This is a genomic window from Methylosinus sp. DMC45, assembly GCF_056313885.1.
In genome coordinates, this window is record NZ_JBQUZK010000051.1 from 91,447 (window position 1) to 114,367 (window position 22,921).

22 protein-coding genes are annotated in these 22,921 nt (G+C 61.3%); 12 read left to right on the forward strand and 10 right to left on the reverse strand.

Annotation, left to right across the window (positions count from 1 at the left end):
• Window positions 1-14: 14 nt before the first annotated feature.
• From ACT53T_RS16715 to ACT53T_RS16725, 3 genes are all read right to left on the reverse strand, one after another.
• Complete coding sequence (locus ACT53T_RS16715) at window positions 15-641, reverse strand: DotI/IcmL/TraM family protein (protein WP_036288545.1); 627 nt, start codon at window positions 639-641, stop codon at window positions 15-17.
• A gap of 303 nt (window positions 642-944) precedes the next feature.
• On the reverse strand, window positions 945-2,273 hold the full coding sequence (locus ACT53T_RS16720; protein ID WP_476162074.1) for a hypothetical protein: 1,329 nt from the start codon (window positions 2,271-2,273) through the stop codon (window positions 945-947).
• Between the two features lie 73 nt (window positions 2,274-2,346).
• On the reverse strand, window positions 2,347-2,796 hold the full coding sequence (locus tag ACT53T_RS16725; RefSeq protein WP_476162075.1) for a helix-turn-helix domain-containing protein: 450 nt from the start codon (window positions 2,794-2,796) through the stop codon (window positions 2,347-2,349).
• Window positions 2,797-3,436: 640 nt separating this feature from the next.
• Between ACT53T_RS16725 and ACT53T_RS16730 the strand changes: the two genes are divergently transcribed.
• The 7 genes from ACT53T_RS16730 (at window position 3,437) to ACT53T_RS16760 (ending at window position 11,206) form a co-directional block, all read left to right on the forward strand.
• Window positions 3,437-3,925: a type IVB secretion system protein IcmW gene (locus ACT53T_RS16730; RefSeq protein WP_476162076.1), complete on the forward strand. Its 489-nt coding sequence runs from the start codon at window positions 3,437-3,439 to the stop codon at window positions 3,923-3,925.
• On the forward strand, window positions 3,922-4,473 hold the full coding sequence (locus ACT53T_RS16735) for a hypothetical protein (protein ID WP_476162077.1): 552 nt from the start codon (window positions 3,922-3,924) through the stop codon (window positions 4,471-4,473). Before ACT53T_RS16730 ends, ACT53T_RS16735 begins: the two co-directional genes overlap by 4 nt.
• A 12-nt stretch (window positions 4,474-4,485) precedes the next feature.
• A complete protein-coding gene (locus tag ACT53T_RS16740; protein WP_476162078.1) occupies window positions 4,486-5,694 on the forward strand; it encodes a hypothetical protein in 1,209 nt (402 codons plus the stop codon).
• 65 nt (window positions 5,695-5,759) lie between these two features.
• Window positions 5,760-7,829 carry a hypothetical protein gene (locus tag ACT53T_RS16745; protein ID WP_476162079.1) on the forward strand — a complete coding sequence of 690 codons (2,070 nt, stop codon included), beginning with the start codon at window positions 5,760-5,762 and terminating at the stop codon, window positions 7,827-7,829.
• 54 nt (window positions 7,830-7,883) lie between these two features.
• Window positions 7,884-10,274 carry a DotA/TraY family protein gene (locus ACT53T_RS16750; RefSeq protein ID WP_476162080.1) on the forward strand — a complete coding sequence of 797 codons (2,391 nt, stop codon included), beginning with the start codon at window positions 7,884-7,886 and terminating at the stop codon, window positions 10,272-10,274.
• 1 nt (window position 10,275) lies between these two features.
• The gene (locus ACT53T_RS16755; RefSeq protein WP_476162081.1) at window positions 10,276-10,827 is read left to right on the forward strand and encodes a hypothetical protein; all 552 of its coding nucleotides are present in this window, start codon (window positions 10,276-10,278) and stop codon (window positions 10,825-10,827) included.
• A 70-nt stretch (window positions 10,828-10,897) separates the two neighbouring features.
• Window positions 10,898-11,206 carry a hypothetical protein gene (locus tag ACT53T_RS16760; RefSeq protein ID WP_476162082.1) on the forward strand — a complete coding sequence of 103 codons (309 nt, stop codon included), beginning with the start codon at window positions 10,898-10,900 and terminating at the stop codon, window positions 11,204-11,206.
• Between the two features lie 239 nt (window positions 11,207-11,445).
• Here the strand turns inward: ACT53T_RS16760 and ACT53T_RS16765 are convergent, their stop codons facing one another.
• The 3 genes from ACT53T_RS16765 to ACT53T_RS16775 form a co-directional block, all read right to left on the reverse strand.
• A complete protein-coding gene (locus ACT53T_RS16765) occupies window positions 11,446-11,994 on the reverse strand; it encodes a hypothetical protein (RefSeq protein WP_476162083.1) in 549 nt (182 codons plus the stop codon).
• Window positions 11,981-13,099 carry a hypothetical protein gene (locus tag ACT53T_RS16770; protein ID WP_476162084.1) on the reverse strand — a complete coding sequence of 373 codons (1,119 nt, stop codon included), beginning with the start codon at window positions 13,097-13,099 and terminating at the stop codon, window positions 11,981-11,983. The genes ACT53T_RS16765 and ACT53T_RS16770 overlap by 14 nt, the downstream gene beginning before the upstream one ends.
• Before the next feature lie 62 nt (window positions 13,100-13,161).
• A complete protein-coding gene (locus ACT53T_RS16775) occupies window positions 13,162-13,593 on the reverse strand; it encodes a hypothetical protein (RefSeq protein WP_476162085.1) in 432 nt (143 codons plus the stop codon).
• A gap of 474 nt (window positions 13,594-14,067) precedes the next feature.
• Here ACT53T_RS16775 and ACT53T_RS16780 point away from each other — a divergent pair, with 474 nt between their 5' ends.
• Window positions 14,068-14,814 carry a DUF1186 domain-containing protein gene (locus tag ACT53T_RS16780; protein WP_476162086.1) on the forward strand — a complete coding sequence of 249 codons (747 nt, stop codon included), beginning with the start codon at window positions 14,068-14,070 and terminating at the stop codon, window positions 14,812-14,814.
• 400 nt (window positions 14,815-15,214) lie between these two features.
• A complete protein-coding gene (gene repC, locus ACT53T_RS16785) occupies window positions 15,215-16,519 on the forward strand; it encodes a plasmid replication protein RepC (RefSeq protein WP_476162087.1) in 1,305 nt (434 codons plus the stop codon).
• A gap of 209 nt (window positions 16,520-16,728) precedes the next feature.
• Here the strand turns inward: repC and ACT53T_RS16790 are convergent, their stop codons facing one another.
• Both ACT53T_RS16790 and ACT53T_RS16795 read right to left on the reverse strand, forming a co-directional pair.
• On the reverse strand, window positions 16,729-17,151 hold the full coding sequence (locus tag ACT53T_RS16790) for a hypothetical protein (protein ID WP_476162088.1): 423 nt from the start codon (window positions 17,149-17,151) through the stop codon (window positions 16,729-16,731).
• Window positions 17,152-17,177: 26 nt separating this feature from the next.
• Window positions 17,178-18,005, reverse strand: coding sequence for a hypothetical protein (locus tag ACT53T_RS16795; protein ID WP_476162089.1), 828 nt, complete (start codon window positions 18,003-18,005; stop codon window positions 17,178-17,180).
• A gap of 37 nt (window positions 18,006-18,042) precedes the next feature.
• On the opposite strand from ACT53T_RS16795, the gene ACT53T_RS16800 reads away from it, so the two are divergent.
• The gene (locus ACT53T_RS16800) at window positions 18,043-18,405 is read left to right on the forward strand and encodes a ProQ/FINO family protein (protein ID WP_476162090.1); all 363 of its coding nucleotides are present in this window, start codon (window positions 18,043-18,045) and stop codon (window positions 18,403-18,405) included.
• Between the two features lie 262 nt (window positions 18,406-18,667).
• On the opposite strand, the gene ACT53T_RS16805 is transcribed toward ACT53T_RS16800, so the two are convergent.
• Window positions 18,668-19,090 (reverse strand): type II toxin-antitoxin system VapC family toxin, encoded by a 423-nt coding sequence (locus ACT53T_RS16805; protein ID WP_024882308.1) that lies wholly within the window; start codon window positions 19,088-19,090, stop codon window positions 18,668-18,670.
• A complete protein-coding gene (locus ACT53T_RS16810) occupies window positions 19,087-19,341 on the reverse strand; it encodes a FitA-like ribbon-helix-helix domain-containing protein (protein ID WP_024882307.1) in 255 nt (84 codons plus the stop codon). The genes ACT53T_RS16805 and ACT53T_RS16810 overlap by 4 nt, the downstream gene beginning before the upstream one ends.
• Window positions 19,342-19,517: 176 nt before the next feature.
• On the opposite strand from ACT53T_RS16810, the gene ACT53T_RS16815 reads away from it, so the two are divergent.
• Window positions 19,518-20,225, forward strand: coding sequence for a DUF2161 domain-containing phosphodiesterase (locus tag ACT53T_RS16815; protein WP_476162091.1), 708 nt, complete (start codon window positions 19,518-19,520; stop codon window positions 20,223-20,225).
• 376 nt (window positions 20,226-20,601) lie between these two features.
• A complete protein-coding gene (locus tag ACT53T_RS16820) occupies window positions 20,602-22,278 on the forward strand; it encodes a tetratricopeptide repeat protein (RefSeq protein WP_476162092.1) in 1,677 nt (558 codons plus the stop codon).
• Window positions 22,279-22,921 lie beyond the last annotated feature (643 nt).

The following is a 22,921-nucleotide window of genomic DNA, read 5'->3' on the forward strand; positions in this document are numbered from 1 at the left end:
TTTTGTCCTCATTGCTATTGGCGAACCGCCACGAGCTCGTCGATCTCCAAGCCGTCCGGCCGATCCTCGTCGTTCGTTCTCGTGACGAGCGCCTTGATCACGAGATTTTGCGTGATGTTCTGCTGGCTGTTCTGGCAAGTCTGAACGATCGGAACCTGGATGCGGTAAGCGAGCGCTCCCGCGATCGTAGCGACTTCGCTGATGACCGCGGCGCGCTGCGCCTGCGCGTAGCAGAGCAGCATCGATCGTTTCATCGTGTCGAAATTCTTGGTGTCCATGACGCTGGTGGCGAAACTGTTCCAGCCGCGCTTGGAGAATTTTCGGCTCGCAGCCGAGAGCTGCTGCGGATAATCATTGTAGTTGATGTTGTAGGGCGCGAGCGCGGCGCGCGTCGACCAATCGAGCAGCTGCGCGTCGTCGACGATCGGCGTGTCGAGCGCCGTGACCTCGCGCGTTTTTCGTCCGTCGATCACGAAATATTTCGGGGTCGGCGGATGCGTCCACAGATAGGCGTCGTGGACGACGAAGACCGTCGCCAGCAGCGACGATCCGATAGCGAGGCCAATGGCCTTGGATAGAAGAGACGCCTGAAAGTCCGGATCGGACAATCGGCGATTGATCGCGGCGTGCTCGTTTTGCATGAAATCACCCCTCTCGAAAAGATTCGACGTCGACAATCATTGAGAGGGTGTGTGCGAATATGAAGCGACAAATTATCGATGCACGACGCTCCCTTCTTTCGCTCAGCATGCGCTATGCCAACGTATCACGACGCGTCACGATGCACTGCGTCGTGATCGTCTCGATCGAAGCACATTAGTTTGTTCGGCGAATCGTGCGACGCGCGCATCCGCGCACAACGCTCACGCGCAGCGCTTGCCGTTCGCGCAGAAGCCTGCGTGTTAGAGCGAAACGATCTATCGGTCGGCTGGTGGCAAAATCGCCTATATGTTCATGTCGAACGGTTTCGACAGGCATTTTACGGCGCGCAGGCTTACGCCCCTGCGAATCTCGATGCCGGCCGCCAACGCATCATCTTTCCGCTTTTGCTTGGCGGCCTCGGTGTCCTTCGGGCTCTTACCTGCCGTTGCATTTCGTCTTTTCTCGTTGCGCTTATCCATGACGGGGGAGCGATGATCTCCGGGCGCTCGGAATATCAAGCGATGCGTCGCACCGACCGCTTTCGGGGTCAGCACCTTCAAGGCGTCTTCTAAGCGTTGTCGATCGAAGGTTAAGGTGTTCGCGCCCTTCGAGCTGAGATGTAGCCGCTCGACGTGGCTGCCTATGCACGAACGGCCGAATCCCGTCGCTTCTTCGATCGCGGCCTTGCTCATTCCTCCCAGAATCGCGACGGCCGAGGTGACGTAATTCTTCAGAGCGTAATGGTTCGCGTTGACATCGGGAGGCAGCCGGTTCGCCATGAAGTCCTCGACCGCAGTATGCAATTCAGGATGCGTCTCGGGGGATAATGTCGAAGGCATCGCTTGTCGCGGAGTGCGCGGGTTTTTCACTTTGGCGCCGACGAGCGGCCCTTCGATTTGCGGCTCGGAGAGGCGATCGGAAGGAGGCGTGGCGAGCGTCGTGTCCCCCGGTTCCACTTGCGGCGCCGGCATTTCCTCAGTCGTCGGAGTCTTTTCCGGCATGAGGCAAGCGCGAGAAACTATAGGCGTCAATGAGACGTCCGGCGCCATTTGCAGCGGCTCCGACTTCGCATCCAGCGTCGGCGTTGTGACGACTTCTGGGGACGGCTGACGACGTGTTCGCTTCCGCTTTGTCGTCGCAGGCGCGGAGGCGGCGTCGTGCGTCGCCGCCGCCTCTATGTCAGAGTTGGGCCGGCGTTTGGTCGTTTGCGTCTTGGTCGCCTTCGCGCTGCGACGCGTGGGCAAGCCCATTCGGCGGCGTTTTCCATAGAGCGAGCCCGCGGAGCGTCCGAGAAATTCCGCTAGGGCCGGGATTCGCACGCCGCTATTCCATCCGACGATGAACAGCGTGTGATCCATCAGCGGCCACGCGTTCTTGCGCGGCTGGAATGTCTTGGCGAGCTGATCCAGGCCGATGGGAATCCCACGGTCCGAGATTTCGTCAAGGATAGTTGTTCGCGCACAGCCCAAATAGGCTGCGATGGCGTCGACGCCGAGCCCGGCGCGCAACATTCCGTTGATGAGGCCTTCGGCGCTGGCCAATTCCCGGCCCAGCAGCGCCAAAAGCAATCCCGCCTCATTGGGCGTGGCTTTGAAAAGGGGTGTTTCGAATGAACGGTCGCAATCGAGCATGGCGTCTGCTCCGGTTCGTCCCGAAGCAGGCTACTCATGTGTTATGGAATGTCAACCTAAAATACGGGGCGGGTTATCGAGGCGGCTTCCCTTTCGATCCCTCTTTGAGAAATTTCATGAGCTGTTCGTGAGATGCGGCCACTTTCTCAACCTCTATAGTAAGCGCCTTGTCTTGTTCGTTGCGGGTGTTCATGAACTCATTCAGCTTCTCGACGACATGCACCAACTGGTGAATGGACCGATCCGTCGGCGCCGCTTGCAGTTCGGCGTCCGAAAGCAAATCCTCGATCGGAGCCTTGAGACCCGAGGCGATCCGCCGAAATACACCCAGCGTCATATTCTGTCGTCCGCGCTCCGCGAGATATATGTATGCGGAACTCACACCTGCAACATATCCGAGATGCTCTTGCGTCATTCCCGCATCAACTCTCAATTTTTTGATGCGACGGCCAATTTCGACTAGGAACGGATCTGACCCCAGCTTCTCATCCGCCAGCTCTTTGACTTCTTTTTTTTTGGTCATCCTCGCCTTCCCCAGCGTTCCAGATCCGTGCGCCGCGACTGAGGGCATTCATTCGCCCCATCGGCGCTGGCTAATCACTCGAAATGACCCGCTTTGCTTCGATCGAATTCGGCTGTTCGATTTGCGCGTCGTCATTCGCACACACCGATATCATGCTTCGCGGCTCACAAAGGAGTCATACCCTATGCGAGCCCCGATTATCCTCCCAATCCTTCTTATGTTTACCATGTCGACGCCGTCCGACGCCGATTTCGCAATGGTGCCGTCCGAAAAAGGCGAGGCCTCACCGGCGCCGACGGCCACCGACACCCCCAGACCGACCGAGAAAAGGGCGAAGCTCCGCAGGGAGCCGAAGCCGACCCCGGCCCGCGGCTTCGGAAATCAAATCCCCCTCTCCTTCGCAATACGGCAAATCGTCCCGACCACGGTCAAGGTCAGGTTCGCCCGTGAGGCCGATCGCGACGCCCTCGTCGATTGGCGCGGCGGACGAGCATGGCCGAGCGTGCTCCGTGACGCGGTCCGTTCACTCGGTCTCCGCGCCGTCGTTCGCGAGCGCGTGGTTTCTATCACCCATCGATAAATCAGTTCGTCATTCGCGCACAACGCTTCGATCCTGCCGTCAAGCGGAAAAGGAGGCCGAATGCCAGATCTCGTCACCACGCAAACTGGTAGCTGGCTCGATCCGAGCCAGCTCGATCTACTGAGCGAGCTGCCCGAGGCAGCTCGACGCGCCGAGTTGGATCCGAGTGTAGAGGCGGCGGTCGTCGCGCTTGGCGTCGCCCTGGACGACGCCGCTGCGTTCGACCCGCCAGGTCTCGCGCGATGCATTCGAACCGATCCGGCGCGAACCTTGTTCCAGTCCGTGCTCGCGCAGCTCGGGAGCGAGCGTTTCCTGCGCATGCTCGATTGGTTGACGGAACCCGACAAGCCGAACCGGCAAGCGATACTCGCTGCTCTTTTCGCGCCTGAGGCGGGAGACGCCTCCGACGCGATCCGTAGAGCGACGCGTTTCGCGAGCAGAAACGCGCTGCTCCGTCGCATCACCGCCCAACTTCGAATTCGCTCTCTCGCCCTCTGCGCGATGGAGCGCCATCGAGACAAATACAATCAAAGGGAATTCTATCGATGAGACGAACGATCATCTCGGCGACCGTTTCGATCGCCCTTTCCACTACCGCCTTGGCGCAAACCGCGCCACCGTCCGGCTCCGCCGGTGCCTGCGGCACGCTCTACCAGCAGGCCGCCAGCGCCGCGTCGGCGCGCATCGCGGCGGACGACAAGGACATTGCACCGCCCCAAACTGTCAAATCGCTCACCTGTCTCGACAACATCTTGAAGGGCGTCGGCCTCAATGTCGTGGTCAATCTCCTGGACCCGACGAATCTATTCAACGCCATCGAAGGTCAGCTCTGCAACGCAGTCACCAACGCGTGGAAGAAGGCGCTCGGCAGCACGCAATGCGGCATCACGCTGAGCGGCTTCAATCTCGGCGCGTTCAACTTCGGCGGCAATCTCGGCGGCGGACTTTCCTGTCCCAAGCTCAGCTTCGGCGGCGGAGGGCCACCCATGGGCTACATCGGAATCGGCGGCGCCGGCGGCAGTGGCAGTCTCTACGTCAACGGCTCCGGCCGCGCTCCGACCGGATACTCGCTTCCCAGCACGATCGGCCTCTGGTGAGGAGCAAACCCAATGAACAAGACCTCTCATCTCCTTTCGGCGACGACTGGCGTCGTCATCGGCGCCATCGTCTTCGGCGCGTCACCCGCAAGTGCGCAATTGGCTGTTATCGATGCGACGTCGATCGCCGTTCAGCAGGCGCTGCAGAAGCTTCAAGACCAAGCCAACAATTTCTTGAACACGATCACGAGCCAGCTTGGTCTCAGTGGTCCGCTCGCGAGCCTGCTCGGCTCCAACAATTACGGTGACGTCACCACCCTCCTCCGTCAGGGATTTACCCAAAACGCCAATTACTCGAAGGCGCAAGTCTCGGCCCAGCGACAGATCGCAGACGCGTCGAACACCGCGATGGCGCGGTTCGAGCGCGACAAGCGCAACGCCGTGATCCGCGACGAGCATGTCGTGAGCCCATTGCATTGCGCTCATCTCGACAATGGCCAGACGATCACGGTCGGCGCGGGGCAATCGTGGAAAGTCGCCACTGCGATCCAGACCGTCGCGGACCAACGCGGCGAAGCGGCGAAGGGAACGCCTTCCTATTATGGAGCCGCCCAGGCTGTCGAAGCGATCAATATGCTGCACTATTCGCGCTACTGTTCCGCAGACGAAGCGGCCGCGGGCCTCTGCAGCGCGTCGCAGCGGGAAAATGCGGATCAACGCGCCTCGTCACTGTTCGGAACCGGGACCTATGACGGCCAGGACGGCGTCAATTCCGCCAATGATTATGTCACCAATCTGATCCAGCCCATCGTTCCGACGGCGCAGCGCGGCGGGCAAATGACATCGCTCGTCGCGAAGGAGGCGTCAGTTCGGCGTCGTCAATACGAGTCGCGCACTTCGCTGGCGCGTAGCGTTCTCAATGAGGTCCTCGCCGCTCAATCGCCTTCGATTCCGCTCAACGCCGCGCAGAAGCAGCAGATGCAGAACGAAGGTCTTACGGCCGTCGACACGGGCTCCTGGGTGCAAGCCCTGCAGCTCGACGTGCATCGCCGCTACAGCGACGTCAATTGGGCGGCGCAGCTGCAGAGCATGACTCCCGCTGCCGTCGAACGCGAAATCGCCAACGAGCTCGCCGTGACCAATTACCTGCTTTTAGAGAACTACCGGATGGCGATGAAGAACGCGAGCGTCAACGCCACGACGCTGGCGGCGGTCGCCGAACGCGACCTTCAAACTCTCAAGCCCGCCGTCGAGCTGCCGACCCCGAACCTCTCCAACTGATCGACCCATGCTCTCCATCACACGAATTTCTTCTCCATTTCTCTGTTCCACGAGGCTAAAATCCCATGCCGACCGAACCCGAGAATTCTCCCCGCAAGCCCGATCCGACCTCTGCTTCTGACGCGCCGCGCGGCAACGCGCCCAACGCGCAACACGTCGAGGAGCTGCGCGCCGAGTTGAACGGCGCTATGAACCCGCGCGAGCGCAAGGCGATCGGCGAAGAGCTTACGCGCGCCCGCGACTATATGGCGACTGCCGGGCTGCTCGCCCAGCTCGAGGACCGCCGGCCACAGATCGAAGCGCACGATCTGCAGCTCACCACTCGGATCGATCGCGTGGCCGACGCGTTCCTCGATAATCCGATCGAGCGGCTCCGCGATCCGAAATTCAAAACCGATCTCGCCTATGCTCTGGAGGACGCCGAAAAGCGCGTCGAACCGCTGCGCGTGGACAGGGATCTTCGCGACCAACTCACTCAACTGGCTGCGTCGAGCCCTGGGCTCAAAAACGAGCAGATGCGCAGTCTTCTTGAAAAGACCCAAACGCTCGACGACCCCGATCTCGTCCTGCGGCTTCGCGAGAAGGCGGCGGAAATCGCCGCCAAATCGAACCAGATGACGAAGGCCGTCCAAGCCGAAATATTCGCGCTGTCGTTCGAGGTGGTGCACGCCCCACGCCGAGAGCCCGTCGCGCAGTCGATCGCCAATCCGCCGATCGACACCGAACGCCCGACCCCGCAGCTTCCTGTCTCCGCTGTCGCGCCTGCCGGTTCTCCGCCGAACGGTCCGGAACCGGCCGTCGAAACTCGGCTCGCCACTTCGAGTCAGGCGGAGATCGACGCCTTCGACGATCCGCCCGCCAGCTCCTCGCCAGCGAATTTCGATCGTGGTCGGAGCGACGCCGCACCGAAATCGGAGTCCGAGAGAGCGTCGACGCGACCCGCGACCGCCGAAGGATCTCCGCGCAATGCACTGGCTTTAGCTGCGCCGGCAGATCCGAGCGTAACCTTGCGCGACAAGCCGGCGGACGAAACCGCGAATGCCCCCCCCTCGCCCCCGGATCGAAGCAAAATCGAGATCGCGGCCTTCGACGCTGCGGCTCCATCCACGGCGCGCGCATCGACCGCTTCCGAGCCTGCCCAGGAGACGCCGAACGCACAGGCGAAGTCCCCGCAATCGCCCTCATCCGAAGGCCCAGCGCCTGCTTCGCGCGGCGCTCCGGCTCCCGCGACGCCCGCCAATGACGACCGCAATCTTGCCGCCTCGGCCACTCGGCCCGCCTCGCCGGCGACGCCTCCCAACGCTCCGAAAACCCCGGCATCGTCGGAAACGCCGGACGCGGACGAGACTGATCCCACCACGAAACATGAGGTGCAATTCGTTGAGGAGAAGCTTGTCGTCGGAGGCGTGTTCGGAAAGGCGCTCGGGGTGGTCGGGCGCTCGGCCAGCGCAATCGGTCGAATTTTGGAGGCCGCCACGCCGTCCTCACAAGCGGCATTGCAGCCAGGCGCGCAACTGCCACGCGAGCAATCGGCGCGCGAAAAACAGGCGAACACCGAAGACGTCCAACGGCGCCTGCAAAACTTCGAGAAGACGCGCATGCAATCGAAACGTGACGACTCGCTGCTTTACGCCGCCGATACGTCCGGTCGCGCGGCCCTCGACGCGATGGGCGCTCTTCGAGACGCGCCAGGAGCCGCGATCCTCAACCGCATTCAGGACGCTGCCGCCAATAACAAGGGCGGGATCAGTGCTGTGATCGAGGGCATGAAGGCCGGAGGACGGTTCGAAGGACTACGGGAGGAGCTTGACACAGCACTCTCCGAAAGCAGCGCTTTCGGCGCCGCTTTTGATCGAGCAGCCGACGCTCTCAGGCAATACGGTGGGGACAGAGAGCGGATCGTTTCGGCGCTAGGCTCCCATCCCAACGCCTCGAACTGGACCGAGCATTTCAAAAAGCTCGACGCTGCCGTCGGCGAGGCCGCTTCCGCGATTCCCAGGCATGAGGGCGACGGCAGCATGCTGGAGCATCTCGGCGAAAAGGCCCGCGAGATCGTCGAAAAAGTGCTCGAAAAAATCAAAGCCGTGTTCCACCGCGATCCCGAAGCGCGGCCCTCTCCGAGCCCGGGACCCTGACGGCTTTTTTTCTTCATCAGAAATCGCTTTGGCCAATCGACACGCGAGGACATCATGTCACGCCGAATCTTTCCCACTCTATCGATCGCCCTCATCGCCCTGGCTTACGCCGCGCCGGCGATCGCTCAATCCGCCGCCCCCGCGGCGCCGAACTACGACATCAGCTGGACCGCCCTCGATCCCGGTCAGGACTGGGCGGCCGAAGTGATCAAAGCCGTCTTCCCCATCAACGGAAGCAGCTGCAGTGGTGGCGCGCAATCCGCGACATGCACCGGCTCGGCCGCCACTGTCATCGGGGAGCTGCTCGGGCGCTTCACCGGCTTCTCCATGGCTCTCGGCATGTTCTATGTGTGCTACCTGACCATCTGGAATATCTATCGCACGGCCGAGACCAGCAATCTTCTCACCAATGCGATGACTTCCATGTTCGTCGTGAGGATCGGCTTCGCCGCCATCATGATGTTTCCGATTACGTCCGGCTTCTCCATCGGCCAGGCCGCCGTCGTCCAGACGTCCATGTGGGGCATCGGCATGGCGGGATCGCTCTTTAAATTCGCGATCAAGGCTATGGGACCGGATGCGATGGTTATCGCTACGCCGATCATTCCCGGCACGAAAAACATCGTGCTCGGCGTCATGGAGAACGAGCTCTGCCGGGCCTTCGTCAATGAGGCGACCGCGAATCCGCAGATCGCGCCCGCCCCCACGCCGACGCTCGTCTCCGGCTCGACCACCTGGGCCTATTCACTGTCCCCCGGCAATCAGACCGGCTCGCCGAGCTGCGGCACGATCACGGTCAACCAGCCGTCCGGCGCGCAGCAGCCGATCGCCGGCGTCAACACGGATATGACGGCCAAGCAGAAGGAAATTCTCCAGAACGTCATCACATCGGATATTCGTCCCGTCGCCGAGAGCGTCGCGAAGAGCTATTGGCAGACGAAGCAGACCTCGGCGCTCACACCGCTGCTCGCCGCCTATCAGAACGCGACCCGAGATTACACACAGCAACTCACCGCCGCGGCCAGCGACATGCAGAAGCAGCTACAGAACGCCATCAAGCCCCAGGACGCGCGTGCGGGCAAGCTCGGCCTCATCAACAACACGACGACCGATCTGTCGACGCTCGGATGGGCTTCGGCCGGGTCCTATTATCTGACCTTCGCTCAGCTGAACGGCAGGACGTTGTCGCTGCTCAACGATCTGCCGATCGTCAATGGTCCGAGCTACAGCGGCTGGAGCAATGCGCTCAAAACCGATCTCGCCCCGCTGATCCAAGCCAGCGACAATTTCCTTGCGCAGCTGCGCACCTATGTGAACACCGCCGACGGCGCCAACCCTCCGACCGGCAACGCCGACACATTCGGCACGGCCGCCGCTCGCGAAGGCGGCTCTTGGATTGAGAGGGTGTTTCGTTCGATCAATCTCAACGAGCCTTTGTTGAACTACATCGCCAACAGCATCTCTCCGACATCGAACCAATGGTCCGACCCATTCGGCTCTCTCATCACGCTCGGGCAATATCTCATGACGGCGGCGCTGGCCGCTTACGGGCTGGCGATCGCAGCGTCATCCGGGACCGTTCAGACGGGAGCTGCCGCCTTCTCGCTGCTCACAGGCAATTTCGCGGGGGCCGCCGCCGCCGCCGGTCTCGCCACGCTCTCCGATGTCTTCAAAGCGCTGTTGACGCCCCTGTTCTTCGGGCTCCTGGCGCTTCTCATCCCAGGCATCATGATCGCCTATGTGCTTCCGATGATCCCCTGGGTGATGTGGATCGCCGGCGTGACCGGCTATCTGATCCTCGTGATCGAAGCGGTGATCGCCGTTCCGCTCATGATGGTCGCGCATATGACGTTCGAAGGCGAGGGCCTGCATGGTCGCGCCATCCAGGTCTATGAGCTGCTCTTCAACGTGCTCTTCCGGCCGGTCCTCATGCTCCTCGGTCTCTTCGCCGGCTATTTCGTGTTCTCGTCGGTGTCTTGGCTCATCCGGATAAGCTTTGGGGTCGCCGTGCATTTTGTTCTCGAAAAGGGCTGGTTCGTGACTAATCTGATCGGGCTCGTGGTGCTCCTGGCGATTTTCGTTTTGCTGCATATCGTGGTCGCGATAAAATCCTTCGCACTGATCTCGCTCATTCCGCATCATGTGCCCAAGATGCTCGGCTTCTCGCCGGCGAACCGTGTCGACATGGATGAATTCAGCAAGGCGGCCGCATGGACGGGAGCGCGAGGAACCGTCGAAACGATCGAAGAATACGCTCGTGGTCAGCTTTCCGGTTCGCAAAGACAAAAAGGTGGCGATGGTGTAAAGTCCTCGGCCACTCGTTCTATCGCCGCGCCGCGGAAGGGAATAACCGGCCCCAGTGGTGGCGACTCGAAGAGCACGGGAAGTGTCGACTCGACCTTGAGCGCCCAAACGGACGTCGGAGATCATAATAAGGAGGCCTAGCATGTCCGACGATGACGAGCCTGGATCCGGAAACTCCCTCCTCTGGTATGAGGTCGGTCGATCGAGCGGGTATTCGCGAGGCAAAGCCGTTGGCTACCAGCGAGGAGATGACAACGGCTATCAGAATGGCCGTGAGACCGCGGAACGCGAGTTTAACGCCCAGCAGGACGCGGAGTATCGCGCCGGCTTGCGGTCGATCCATATTAAAGATTTCAACGCCTGGATGGACGTCCTCAACAATGAGCGGAAGCGCAATGCTCAGCTCGCTGTAGAGGTCGAAACCCTGCGCGAGTCCCTGGCGATCTCAGAGCGCCATGGCGACGAGCACCGCAGGAAGCTGTTGAAGACGCAGGATTTCAGAAGAGGAATGGAACGATCTCTTTGGACTTTGCTGAAAGCCGCCGAACAGGGCAAAGCTGTGCGCCCGGAATATGCCGAGCTCAAGTCTATCGTCTATCAAATGATCGATGCGTGGTCGAAGGGCGAGATCCTGTGCCGTCCCGACGCTCTGGGGCCGCGAGTCGCCGCTCTGTGGCGAGCACTCAAGACGTGATCCAATTCAGATAGCGCGGCGATATTCGCGCAGCATCGTCGCATGATTGGACTTCCGAAAGGAGACCATCATGCGACATCTCTTCCTTCCTCTGATTTGCCTCGCCCTCCCGCTCGCGGCGTGTTCCTCGGGAAATGTCCACGCCCAGGCCGATTACGACGCACCTCCCGCCCCCACCGTCCGGCATCCATTCTACGACCCCTACGCCGCCTATGGCGAAGCCAACGCCATATGGCGGCCGCCGGTGATCGATAGGAACGGAACCGCGGTCAAGCCGGCGGAACCCTCCACCCAGGCTACGCGGCCCAACTACGAATCGGCGCCTTGGGCGACCGGCGCGGCGGGGGGCTCCCGCAACGCTCCTCCCGGCACGTTCTGACCGGGTGCCGCGCGCGATCGTCGGCTTTGGTCGGTTCAAGTCGCGCGGGAGAGCCGGCCTCGCTCGCCTGCAGCCGAAATACGTTGGGCGATGCGCGGATAATTTTTGCGCATCGCCCGAGCCTTTTTCGTCATGCTGGAGATCGATCCGGAACTTATGGCGCTCCTTGCGTTTCTCAGCGCGGTCAGCGACGCCGCCGGCGACTTCGGCGGCGTCGAGTTGCTGATGCGAACGCGGTTTTAGCTGGGCCAAAATCGCTCAGAGGTGGTGAGATATTCCCACGCCGTCGCCACCCGCCGTGTTCTGAGCTGATAATTTTGTAGTCCGCTTTGGAACGCCGTCAGAAAGAGAAACAAGCAGAACGGCGCGAATTCCAGCACAGGCGCAATGCTCCATGACGCCCACGGCGTGATCGCGATTTCGAACAGCCAGTAGATGAACAGCGTCCAACCCGCGCCGAAAAAGATATAGGCCGAGAGCGCGGTTTGCCGGCGACGTCGTTGCAAGAGGCTCTCGACCTGCCAGACTTTCATTCCGTGCAGAAACGCCGTCGCCTCGAGATCAAAGTGGCGATCTTCATCGACTCTGAACCGCGCATCGCGGCGCACACCACGACGAACCCCCGCGAGCAATCCCGACAAGATGCGGCCCCCTTCGGTCACTTCGTCCTTCGGGAACGCACGTCCCGGTATGGAGACGATCCACTTCACCCCGCTCCACGCTCGGTGCAGCAGCGAGATTCGTTTTGGTATCGCCAATCGCTTCGGCTTCCATCTATCGCGCCGCATGGTTCTCACTCCCGATGGATGTGATCACCGCATTCCAATCCTCCGGCAGCCCGTCGACGCGCCCCTCGGAGCCATCCTGCTTGCGCCAGATCACCGTCGGCGTCCCGCGCAGCCCGATCGCTTCGGCGATCGCCATGTTTCGGCGAAGCAGCTCTTCCGTCTCATTCGACGCCGGCCCGTTCAAGTCTCCACGCGACCAGGCCGTCGCCATTTGATCGGCGGGCTTGCTCAACATCGCCAATGCGCTCTTCGTGCTTCGGCCTTCATCCTCGTAGTCCAGCACCGACACGGGTATGATCGCGACCAGCACTTTCCCGGCCGCAACTAACGGCTGCAACTGCTGCAGAGCGCGGACGGAATATCCGCACAACGGATCGATGAAGACGTAGATCCGTGGCGCAGCTTCGGAGCCGGTCGTGCCGAAGGTCGCGCTACGGGCCGCCTCCAATGCCGAGATGGTCTTGCTGCGGCCAGCGCTGCTTACGGCTGCAGTCTCCTTCTCGCCGCCGATCGTCACGGTCGGCGCCACCCCGGGCAGCGGCGCGACTTGTTCGCGCGTGATGTTTTTTCCGCTCGCGTCCCACATCACGCCCGGGATCACCCGCTCGCTATCCGGCGTGACGTAGAACACCTGGAACTGGCGCCCGTTGCGCACGAATAGCCCACGCATCCCGTGGCTCGTGCCGAGCTCCGTTACCCGTGGCTCGCCTCGTCCGGCAATCGTCAGCAGCAGATCGAGCGACAAATCGGTCTGCACGCCCGCGACGATCGCCTCGCCGTCCGGCGTGACCTGCAAGATCATGAACTCTTCGCCCTGCCGCGCGACGACCGCGCGCAGGCCATGCGCTCCCCCCGCATCGAACAGTTGCGCGCCGGCTCTCAAGAGGTGATTGAGCGCCGGCGTCTGCTCGACGAGTTCCGCTGCAAGGGGAGAAAGCTTCGCCGCGCCGAGAGCCACGCTCGTGGCGCTCTTCAGCAATTCGGACACGGGCGGGCCTCCTGACCCACCCGCGTCATTCTCCGTTCCGGCCCATGATATCCCTGGTTCGCCCAGGGCAAGCGTCGCGGCGAATATCGCGGCGATCGTAAGCGAATGCGATTTCATGGTGGTCTCCTTTCGACCACCGGACGCTAAAAGACTCGTGCGCGAATAGGAGCCACGAAAATTCAGTTCTCACTGGTCGGATGCTTCTTTAGTCCCAGGAGACGTCGCTCCAGCTCGCGGCTAGTCTCTTGCACCATGATTGCCAACAAATCCGACTGCCTGGCACTGAAGTTCGCGTATTCTCGATAGACCGCCGCTTTGCACATCACCTCGTCCTCGTTCTCTGGGACGGTCGCCACGATCTGTTCAATCAAATGCTCGATATCTCGAATATCGTCGACGTCACTTCGTTGGTCGCGCAGCTTTCGCCTTTTCGACGCCCGGCTAGAGGCCCTTTGACGAGAGATCTTCATCAATCGGAACACCGTTTCGTCACATTCTCGAAGCAGCCCCCCTTGAATGAGGGCCTGCTGCTCGTCTTCCGGCAAATCGGTCGGCTCTTGCACGGCAATCGTAACGCGCGGCTGCTTGCGACGCGGCAATGATGCGGTCATTTCGCGGCCCCTTGCTCGCATGTAATTATATTGCGTGACGCACAATGCGCGCCGCTTTCATCGTCGCTGCATCGAATGTGAGGCGCACAAAAATGAGGGTTGGAAACCGCGCGCCGCCATCGTCACAGATCTCGATCTCGAGAATACAGCAAGCTTGCCCCTACGCAATCCCCCGCGAGTTTCCGCAACGGGGGCCGTCACCACGCTCATGTTTCCGCTGTAACCTTCTCTTACGACTCATGCCTTGCCGCTATTCGCCGGCCGAGCGCGCCGAAAATCCCGATCGTGTCGAGTGAGTCATTTCGTCGCACCAAAATGTTCCACATTGGCATTGGCGCGCCGCTGTTCTGCAACATTCGCGCAGAGCCGCGTCAAAATCGGCCCGCATCGATTCACGACGAACGCTTCCGATACAAGACGACTCGGATGGAGACGCTATCGTGTCTGGCGCGTCCTCGTTCATAAGGAGCATTCATGACATCTCCCGCCATGTCTCCCGAAAAGATTTTGCGATCACTCACTCGACGCCATCTTACCGACGGGCGCCTACCGAAAGGCGCTCTCAAAGAAGCTTCGCGCCGACGCGACGAGATGCTTCCTCGCTTTCTGATCGAGATCGAGAAATATCTTTCTGCATCTGCGAAAGAGCGCTCTGACAACCCCACTCCTGTGCTGCTCATCTTTTTCGTTCTCGGTGAATGGGGCGATAAGAGCGCCTATCGACCGATCGCCCGCTTGATCCGCTGTCCCGAATTCACCGATCATGTGGAATTCGAAGCCGCGTTCGACGAAATCGGCCACCGCGTCATCGCCGCCGTGTTCGACGGAGATCCCGAACCTCTGTTCGACGCCGTGCGCGATCCGAAGGCCCACAGAATCGCGCGCTACAATATCCTCGTCAACGCGATTGCGATGCTCGCGTACCAAGAGAAGATCGATCGAGAAGTCGTCGCCAATTTCCTGATCGACATCTACGAGCAGCTAGATGATTACCCCTTTGTCTGGCTCGGCTGGGCGACGCTCGCGGCGCATCTCGGTTTGTCTGAGCTTCGGCCGCTCGTCCTCCAGGCGATCGCAGAGGAGCGTTTCGACGGATATGAGATCGACGAGTTCGACTCGGATTTGAAGCGTGCGATCGCGCTACCGGGCGCTGAGCATATCAATGAAGATTTCTCGCCGTTCGAGGGCGCCTACGAGGAGCTGAAAGCGCATCTCCCGTAGAGCGTCATTGTCCCAGCGCTTACGCGGACGCCGGGTGAGGCCTCGGAACGATGCGCATGAATCGTTTGCGCTCCGGACGGGGCATGACGCCTGCGTCGGCGGTGACGACCCGAGGATCGCGAACACATCATCGAACAAAGGAGACTGAGCGATAGCGTTCGAATTTCACTGCATTGAATTCGCCGCGTCCGTCGACGGCGCATGCGGCCGAACCGTTCTCAAACCAACGATCGGGAGTTTCATCACGCAAAAGAATAGGCCTCCGAAACGTCGCCGCTCCGGAAGCCCTCAGCCGATCCATTAGCAAGATCAGAGGACCACTTCCAACAATCGCTGTCAAGAGTCGGCGCCGTTTCGGCGAGCGGATTTCTTTTGCCTAAACGAGAAAAGGCAATGGATCGTGCAAACACATTTAACGACGCCGTTCGGGCGGCGACCGCTGTCGCTCGCCATGGTGGCGACCCAGATTGCAACCAGTGATTTTGCGGGACAGGCCAGCGAAACAGACGCCGTCGTCCACAAATGGCGGCTGTTTCGCTCCCTCACCGAAGCCAAGAGCCTGCTCGGAACCACCGACCGCGCGCTATCAGTCCTACAAGCTCTGTTGAGTTTCCACCCGGCGACCGCGCTCGCTGCGCCGAGGAACGTCGGCGCGGCGCTGGTCGTCTTTCCCTCGAACAAGGAGCTTTCGCTCCGCGCGCACGGGATGGCGCCGTCGACCTTGCGCCGCCATCTCACATGCCTCGTCGATGCAGGGCTGATCATCCGACGCGATTCTCCCAACGGCAAACGCTTCGTGCGACGACGGCAAGGACAGATCGAAGCGGTCTTCGGTTTCGATCTCTCTCCGCTCGTCGCGCGGGCGGCCGAGATCGAGCGCCTCGCTGAGAAGGCGCGAGCCGAGGACAGAGCGATCGCGCTCCTGCGCGAACGGATATCCCTGATGCGGCGCGACATCGTCAAAATGATCGCGACCGGCTTGGAGGAGGCCATTCCTGCGGACTGGGAAGGCTGGCGCCGGCAATATCTGTCAGTTGCCGGGCGCTACGCGCGGTCTCTGCCGAGAGCCGGTCTCGATGCCCTAGCTGACGAGCTCGCCGTGCTCGCCGAGGAAATCGCCACGCTGTTGGAAACGCGTGCAAAAGAAGGAAATATGAGCGCCAATGACGCCCCGAATGAACGCCACCTACAGAATCAAATCACAGACCTCAATGATATTGACCTCGGCCTTCGAGAGGGCAGGCTCGAAAGGACCGAGCCAAGCGGTTCAGATCCCGGCGCCGCGAGAGCCGAGCGCAGTGATCCGTCCCTCGTCCACGGCCGGGCGGCCGGAGAGAAGCGCGCGGCGCCACGCGTCTATTCGCTCCCAATGACGCTCGCCGCCTGCCCCGATATCGTCGATTACGCCAAGGGAGGGGCTATCGTCGATTGGGCCGACTTTCGTGCCGCCGCCGCGATCGTGAGACCCGCGCTGGGCGTCTCGCCCGACGCCTGGGCGCTCGCGCTGGACGTCCTGGGCGAACGCGACGCATCGATCGTTGTCGCGGCGATTCTGCAGCGTGGCGAGGAAATCAAAAGCGCCGGCGGCTATCTGCGCGTCATCACGGCGAAGGCCGAGCAAGGCGAATTCTCTGTCGGGCCGGTGCTCATGACCCTGCTGCGGCGCAGAGCGACGAGATCCGCACGTCGCGAAGCCGGCGGGTGATCGAAATCACTGCGTGGAAAATTGATTGGGTGGGCGGTGATGCGGTGGGGCGCGTTTTGCTCGACTGCGCCGCGACGGCGCTGCCGCGCCGGCGGGGCCTCGAGCTCGCCGTCGGTGGTCTGGAGACGCCATCGCCACGACAGCACGTCAGGGCGATGGCGCGGTTCAGAATTCGCCGAGTAATCAATCAACGCAGCTCGGGCGGACTGCTACTGATGCTTATACGGGATGGCGTTGCCGATTCCGATCATCCCGTTCGACATAAGCGTGGGAATGCACTCGGATGCCGGTCCAGGCGGGCTCAGCTTCGTGCGCCAGGGCCGTAAAGCTGTTTTGTGTATCCAAGCCTTTATCCCGTGATCTCCCCAGATGATCTCGACGAAGCCATCGACCTCGTTGAACGGCCACTTCGCGAACACAGCTTCACCGTTGCGTCCGATCTGCCTGGATGCTTCCGTTGGCGCTTCGAACACGGGGGGCGACGCCTTGGGATCGAATCTCTTTTCCTCCGGGACATTGACCCTGAAGCATTTGTATCCCTCGATCGGCCTCACCGGCGTAAGGTCCCCGGCTCCCCCGGTCTGGAGCACGAGGAGACTCACGCCGAGGATCGAATTAAACATTGGTGTCATGATGCTTTCTCCTTTGCGCAATGCGACTAATTCAACACGGGCTGTCCGGCCGTGGAACCGACTCTGTTGGCGATGGATTGTCGCCAATCGCCAACCGTCGTCGTCGGGGTGATGCCGTTCGCGGACATCGCCTGCGGCGACAATTGAACGATGGCTTCGAGATTGTCGCTGTTGTTGGCCTTGGCTAAAGTGGCTGAAGGACGCGGCCCAAACTGGTAGTAGCCTCTCACGTCTGTGAACGTGGGATTGTCGACACCGTTCTCTTGGAGATATGTGGCGCCGTTGTATTCGTATTGCGCTGCGCCCCAGGCTTGATTGGCGGGATCGCTTTTGCCGGCGAGGCTCGTGTCGATTCCGGCATTCGGATTGTCGGCCGCAGCTTGATTGATCGTCTCCGTATAAGTCGCATTGGTCATTTGAAACGCGCCCGAGACTGTACCCGCTCCCTGGACGTTTCTGCAGTTAGATTCCATCACACATGTGGCTGCGAGCGACGCGCAGCTTACGCCCACCGTCGTCGCGGCGTCGCACGCCTGGCCGCCCCAAGATTGAGCGTTCATTGTTTGCAGCGGATCGCAGCCGGTGCAAGCAGTGTAGTCGATGTTGCCGGCGCCGGGATTATTCCCTCCCCCGGGGCCGACATCAGTCGAGCCGGTCGGATAGGAGAAATTTGGCGCACCTTTCTCCTGGTAGGTCGGATGCACTGTTTGCGGAAGACCTCTCTCGGTAACGGGAACAGGATCGCCGGCGAAGGCGGGGACCGCGAACGCCAGCAAAAGAGCGACGGCGAACCTGGTCACGTTTTGACGGGATGTTTCGCCGTGATGGGTTGGACGAAATATGACTGCGGACATGGGACCTCCTCGTGTCGGAAGACGTCCCGAGCCGAACATGGAGGTACGCGTATCTGAATCGAAACTTCGCGATCACGAGACGGTCTTGCAATGCACGACGAATTCGGGCGAAACTCTCGCGCGGCCGTCGGCTCGTGACCCTCGCGGCGCCGCGCGATTGCGGCGGGGACCGGCGCGCCCTGCGCGCTCGATCATCAAGAGTAGCGATCGAGCAAACCCGGCTCTCTGGGTCTATGTGACCGGCCTCGATTATTTGCGCGGGATGATTCCCGGGGCGCCGCGCGTCGATCTGGACGGCTCGGTGACGCAATTCGTCACCGAGCAGGAAGCGACGAACGCAAAGCGCCGCCTCGCATTTCTGCGTGACCGGATCAAAGCCGCACGGGTTGATCGCAATTGAAATTTGAACATCGGCGATATGATGCCTTCGTTACAATGAGATTGGTACGCAGTCGGCTCGAGTGCCGTCTCGGCGTGGCTGGCAGACGGGCGAGAAGTCCGCCGCGCGGGACTATCGGGACGAGGCCCGGTCGAGGCGGACCGATGGGCCATATGCAAGGTGATCACGGGTAGCTTCGTGACGTCGATGTTGTCATCGACAGGAAGCGGGGATCGCTCCGCCGAGCAGGCGCGCGATCACCACGCGATGTTCGTGCTGTTGCTCAGGCGCCGGCGGCCCAGGGGTCGATCAGGGTTAGGCCGGCGGCCGTGAATGCGCTGCCGTCGCGGGATGCAACGACGAAATCATGCGATGCGGCTATGGCGGCGATATAGCCGTCCGGGGTGGGGAACCCCTTTCCGGCAGCGCGCGCCATCACCGCCAGATCGGAATAGCGACGCGCCGCATTCGTATCGAACGGGAGGATGCGGTCCGCGAACAGCTCCAGCACGCCTTCGAGTGTGGCGGTCAACCTGTCCTTGCGCTTGCCCTTGGGAAGCGCGCCGACGCCGAACATCAGCTCAGCGATCGTGACGCTCGAGAGATAGAGCGTTTCCGCCGCCTGTTCATCGAGCCATCGACGGACCGCCGGGGCCGGTTCGGGCTTCATCGCCTCGGAGACGACATTGGTATCGAGCAGGATCATTCGAAGCGCAGCGGCTCTGCCGGCTTCTGCTCGCGGGCCTGTTCGAGGGCTTCGACGTCGGCGTTGGTCAGGCCGATCTTCCGGCTCATTTCCGCCAGCGCGCTGCCAAGGCGGAGACGATTGGCCGGGCGCACGGCGTCCTCCAGGATGTCGCGTATCTCCGCTTCCGTGCTGCGGCCGTGCTGCGCCGCACGGACCTTCAGCGCGCGATGCGTCTCTTCGGAGAGGTTGCGGATGGTGACAGCAGGCATGATGGCGTTTCTGTTTCGGGGGATAGTGATGCTATCAATATATGACATATGATAGCATCAAGCAACTGCGCCAACTCGGCTCCCTGCGTGCCGCAAAAAGCGGGCGCAGCTATTATCCTCACGAATTACCGATTCGTCGTCGAGCGCAGGCTCGCGGCGCGCATCGAGGTCGAACGTTGGAGACGAGCCTTTATCTCCCGGTCAAACGCTTCCTCGAAGGGTTGGGGTTCGAGGCGAAAGGAGAGATATGCGGCTGCGACATCGTGGCGGTGGATCGCGGCGCGCCGATCGCGCTCGTGATCTGCGAGTTGAAGCTGAGCTTCACGCTCGATCTTGTTCTCCAAGCCGTGGATCGATCCACGGCTTGCGACGAGGTTTGGCTCGCCGTCCGTGCATCGACGCGCGGACGCGGACGCGAGTCCGACCCCCGGGTGAAGAGGCTCTGTCGAATGCTCGGCTTCGGGCTGCTCAGCGTGCTCAGTTCCGGTAGGGTGGAGGTCTTGGTCGAGCCGGTTGCCTGGCGGCCGAGGCACAACGCAAAACGCCGCTCTCGGATCCTCGATGAGCACCAGCGGCGCAGGGGAGATCCGGCGACTGGGGGCGGCACGCGACGTCCCATCATGACCGCCTATAGACAGCAGGCGCTGCAATGCGCCCGGGCAATGGCGCACGCGCCGGCCCGCCCACGCGATCTGAAGGAGGCCATTCCGGACGCGCCGAAGATTTTGCTTCGCAACGTCTACGGCTGGTTCATCCGGGTCGAGCGCGGCATCTATGCGCTCTCAGACGCCGGACAGGCCGCGTTGGTGACGTGGAGGGCGCATCTTCCCGAACCGTCCGCCACGGGCGGTGACGAGAGGCAAAAGAGGTCCGTTTTGCCCTGAAGGCACTTAAGTTTTGCGGGGCCTCGCGGGCTCGATTTCGCCGGAGGCCGCCTTGCTGCGACAAAGCTTGCGTCTTCCTACTCTTCCGCAACCGCCAATGATCCGCGCTATCATGAAGCGCGCGAACGAACCGCCTCGCTCCGAAGTTGATTGTTACTAGCCGTCCAAACGGTTTAGCCGTCCAATCTCCTGCGGCTCTCGCCGGGGATCGGATCAAGGGGCTCGACTAGGATGGAGCCCGGTTCTATCAATGCCATTATCGCGATTGGCGCGAACGGTCGCCACAGAAGATTCATAACTTCGTTTCGAGAAGGCTCTCTCGTAGCTCGCGGCGCTCTCCATTTCGGACTAAGGAATCGGGGATGAAAAGATAGCGATGGCCGGTACGAACACTCCGATTCTTACTCGTCTGTCCGGCGGCGCGACCGAGCAGGCCGTCGCGGCGCTTGCCCGGGGTGATGTACCAAACGCGCTGGACAAGCTCGCTAAGGCGATCGCTTTCGAACCCCGCAACGCTTACGCATACGCGATGCGAGGACAGCTCCAGTTCGACCTCGGCGATCACGATCGCGCGATCGCCGATCTGACTAGCGCCATCGAGGTGGATCCCGAAAACGCTGCTTGGCCTTCGTTTCGATCGCGTTTCTACTGGCGAATGGGCGATGTGCGTCGCGCCATCGCCGACCTCGATAGGGTGCTCGAGATCGACCCCGACGACAAGCAGGCGATTCTCGAACGAGGGGAAATGTTGCGCGGGCTGAACAAGCGCGACGCCGCCATCGCCGCTTTCACGAGGGCGCTCACGCTCGATCCCGGTTCCGACGAGGCCCACTTTTTACGAGGGTGCTGCTGGCTCCAAAATACGCGATATGACAATGCAATAGCAGATTTCACCGAATGTCTTCGAATCGACCCGACACGTGTCGATGCTTATGTAGCGCGCGGCGAGACGTTGGCGCGCCGAGCGGATCGACAGAACAGTAAGCCAGCGAAAAAGCGCCTCTATTCGAACCGCGCCATTGCGGACCTCGATCACGCCATCTCGCTCGCCCCGCACGAACCCGCGGCCTATCTGTGGCGCGCCCGCGCCCATCGATCGGCAGAACGCTTCGACGCTTCCATTGCCGACTTCACCAAGTTGCTCAGTCTATGTTCGGAAGCGGAGACGCCGGATCTCTACGTCGATCGCGCCGAGACCTATCACGCCAGATGGATGCAATCGCGAAGAGAGGAGGACTTCGACCTCGCCATCGCCGATTTGAGCGTCGCAGTCGCGCGCGATAACGATCGCGTTTTTTGGCACGATCTGCTCGTTGGGTATCATATGAATCGTGGATGCTTGCGTTTCGGAAGCGCGCAATATCAAGCGGCAATCGCCGATTACAGCAAAGCGATCGAGCTCGGCGGAAAAGCCGATCCCCATTTGGTGGCCCAAAGCTTCTTGCGGCGGGGCGGCGCTTATTTTTTGGCGGGTTTCCTTGATCTCGCCATCGCCGACTTCACCGAGACTCTCGCGCGGGAACCTGGGGAGGTGGAGGCCTCTCGCCACCGCGGCCGTACTTGGAGCGCTAAAGGCGATCTCATCAGAGCCATTGCCGATTTCACAGCGGTCATCGAGCAGTGTCCTGCCGATCTCGACGCCTATCGTTTGCGAGCTTTGGCCCGGTTTGCGAGCGGAGACAGGCCTGCGGCCGCCAGAGACCTGTCCGAAGGTATTCGTGTCGCGGATCGTGCGCCTTTCGAGACGGATCGAAAGCGACGCGACATCGCCCAGGCGCATATACTCATGTTTGCAGGGAGGACTGACGAAGCGCGGCAGCTCTATTTGAAGTGGCGTGGCGAACTGCGCAATGAGGATATCGGAAGTCTCGCCTTCATGGCGCCGACGTGGGAGGAGACAATTCTCATGGAGTTCGATGAATTCTGCGCGGTCGGGCTCCATCATCCGTTCATGGATGAAATCGCCCCCATTTTGCGCGATCGAGCGGGCCGAGCCAGTTCAGGGACGCCGAAGAAGCTCTTGTGGACGTCGCGAACGGAGACGAGATCGTGATGCGGGTCGATGCAGCGCAATTGATGCTCGGCAGGAACGTGATCGTCGAGACAGAAATCGTAGAATAGCCAGTCCGAAGAGGCTTGCATGCCCCTCATTGCGACTTCTCGCGCAAATCGGTCGCGCGTTTCTTCGCGACCGGATCAAAGCTGCGCGGGTTCCGGCGGAGCGTAAGGCGAACCCCGGGAATGTGGGTTCTCTTCCGACGACGCCTGCGAAACTGAAATCGGCCAGCGACGCCCCTTCCCTTCAGTCCGAAGTCGGTTCCGGTCCCGGCGGAAGTGTCCGGCGCTACGCCCTCCCAATTCGAAAGCAGCCGCTTGCACCTTCAGGTGAAGACTCTGAGCGTGGCGGCGCGCGGGGGGCTATTATTTTCTCGACGATGCGATCCCGCTCTATGCGCTGCGGGTCTATCCGAAGAACGAAAAGACGGATCTGTCCGCCGCGGAAAAGCGGGCCGCCATGGCGCTCATCGAGGTGATCATCCGCTCCGTCGCTGCCTCTGTGCAGTCGAAACAGAGGGGCTTCGGCTCCTCTAATCGCCTGAAGTCGGCGTCTCATCGATTCTTTGTTTCCGGCGCACTTATCGTAGCCCCGCGAGAATTCGAAGCGGCGTCACGCCCCGGGTAAAGAGATCTCCCGT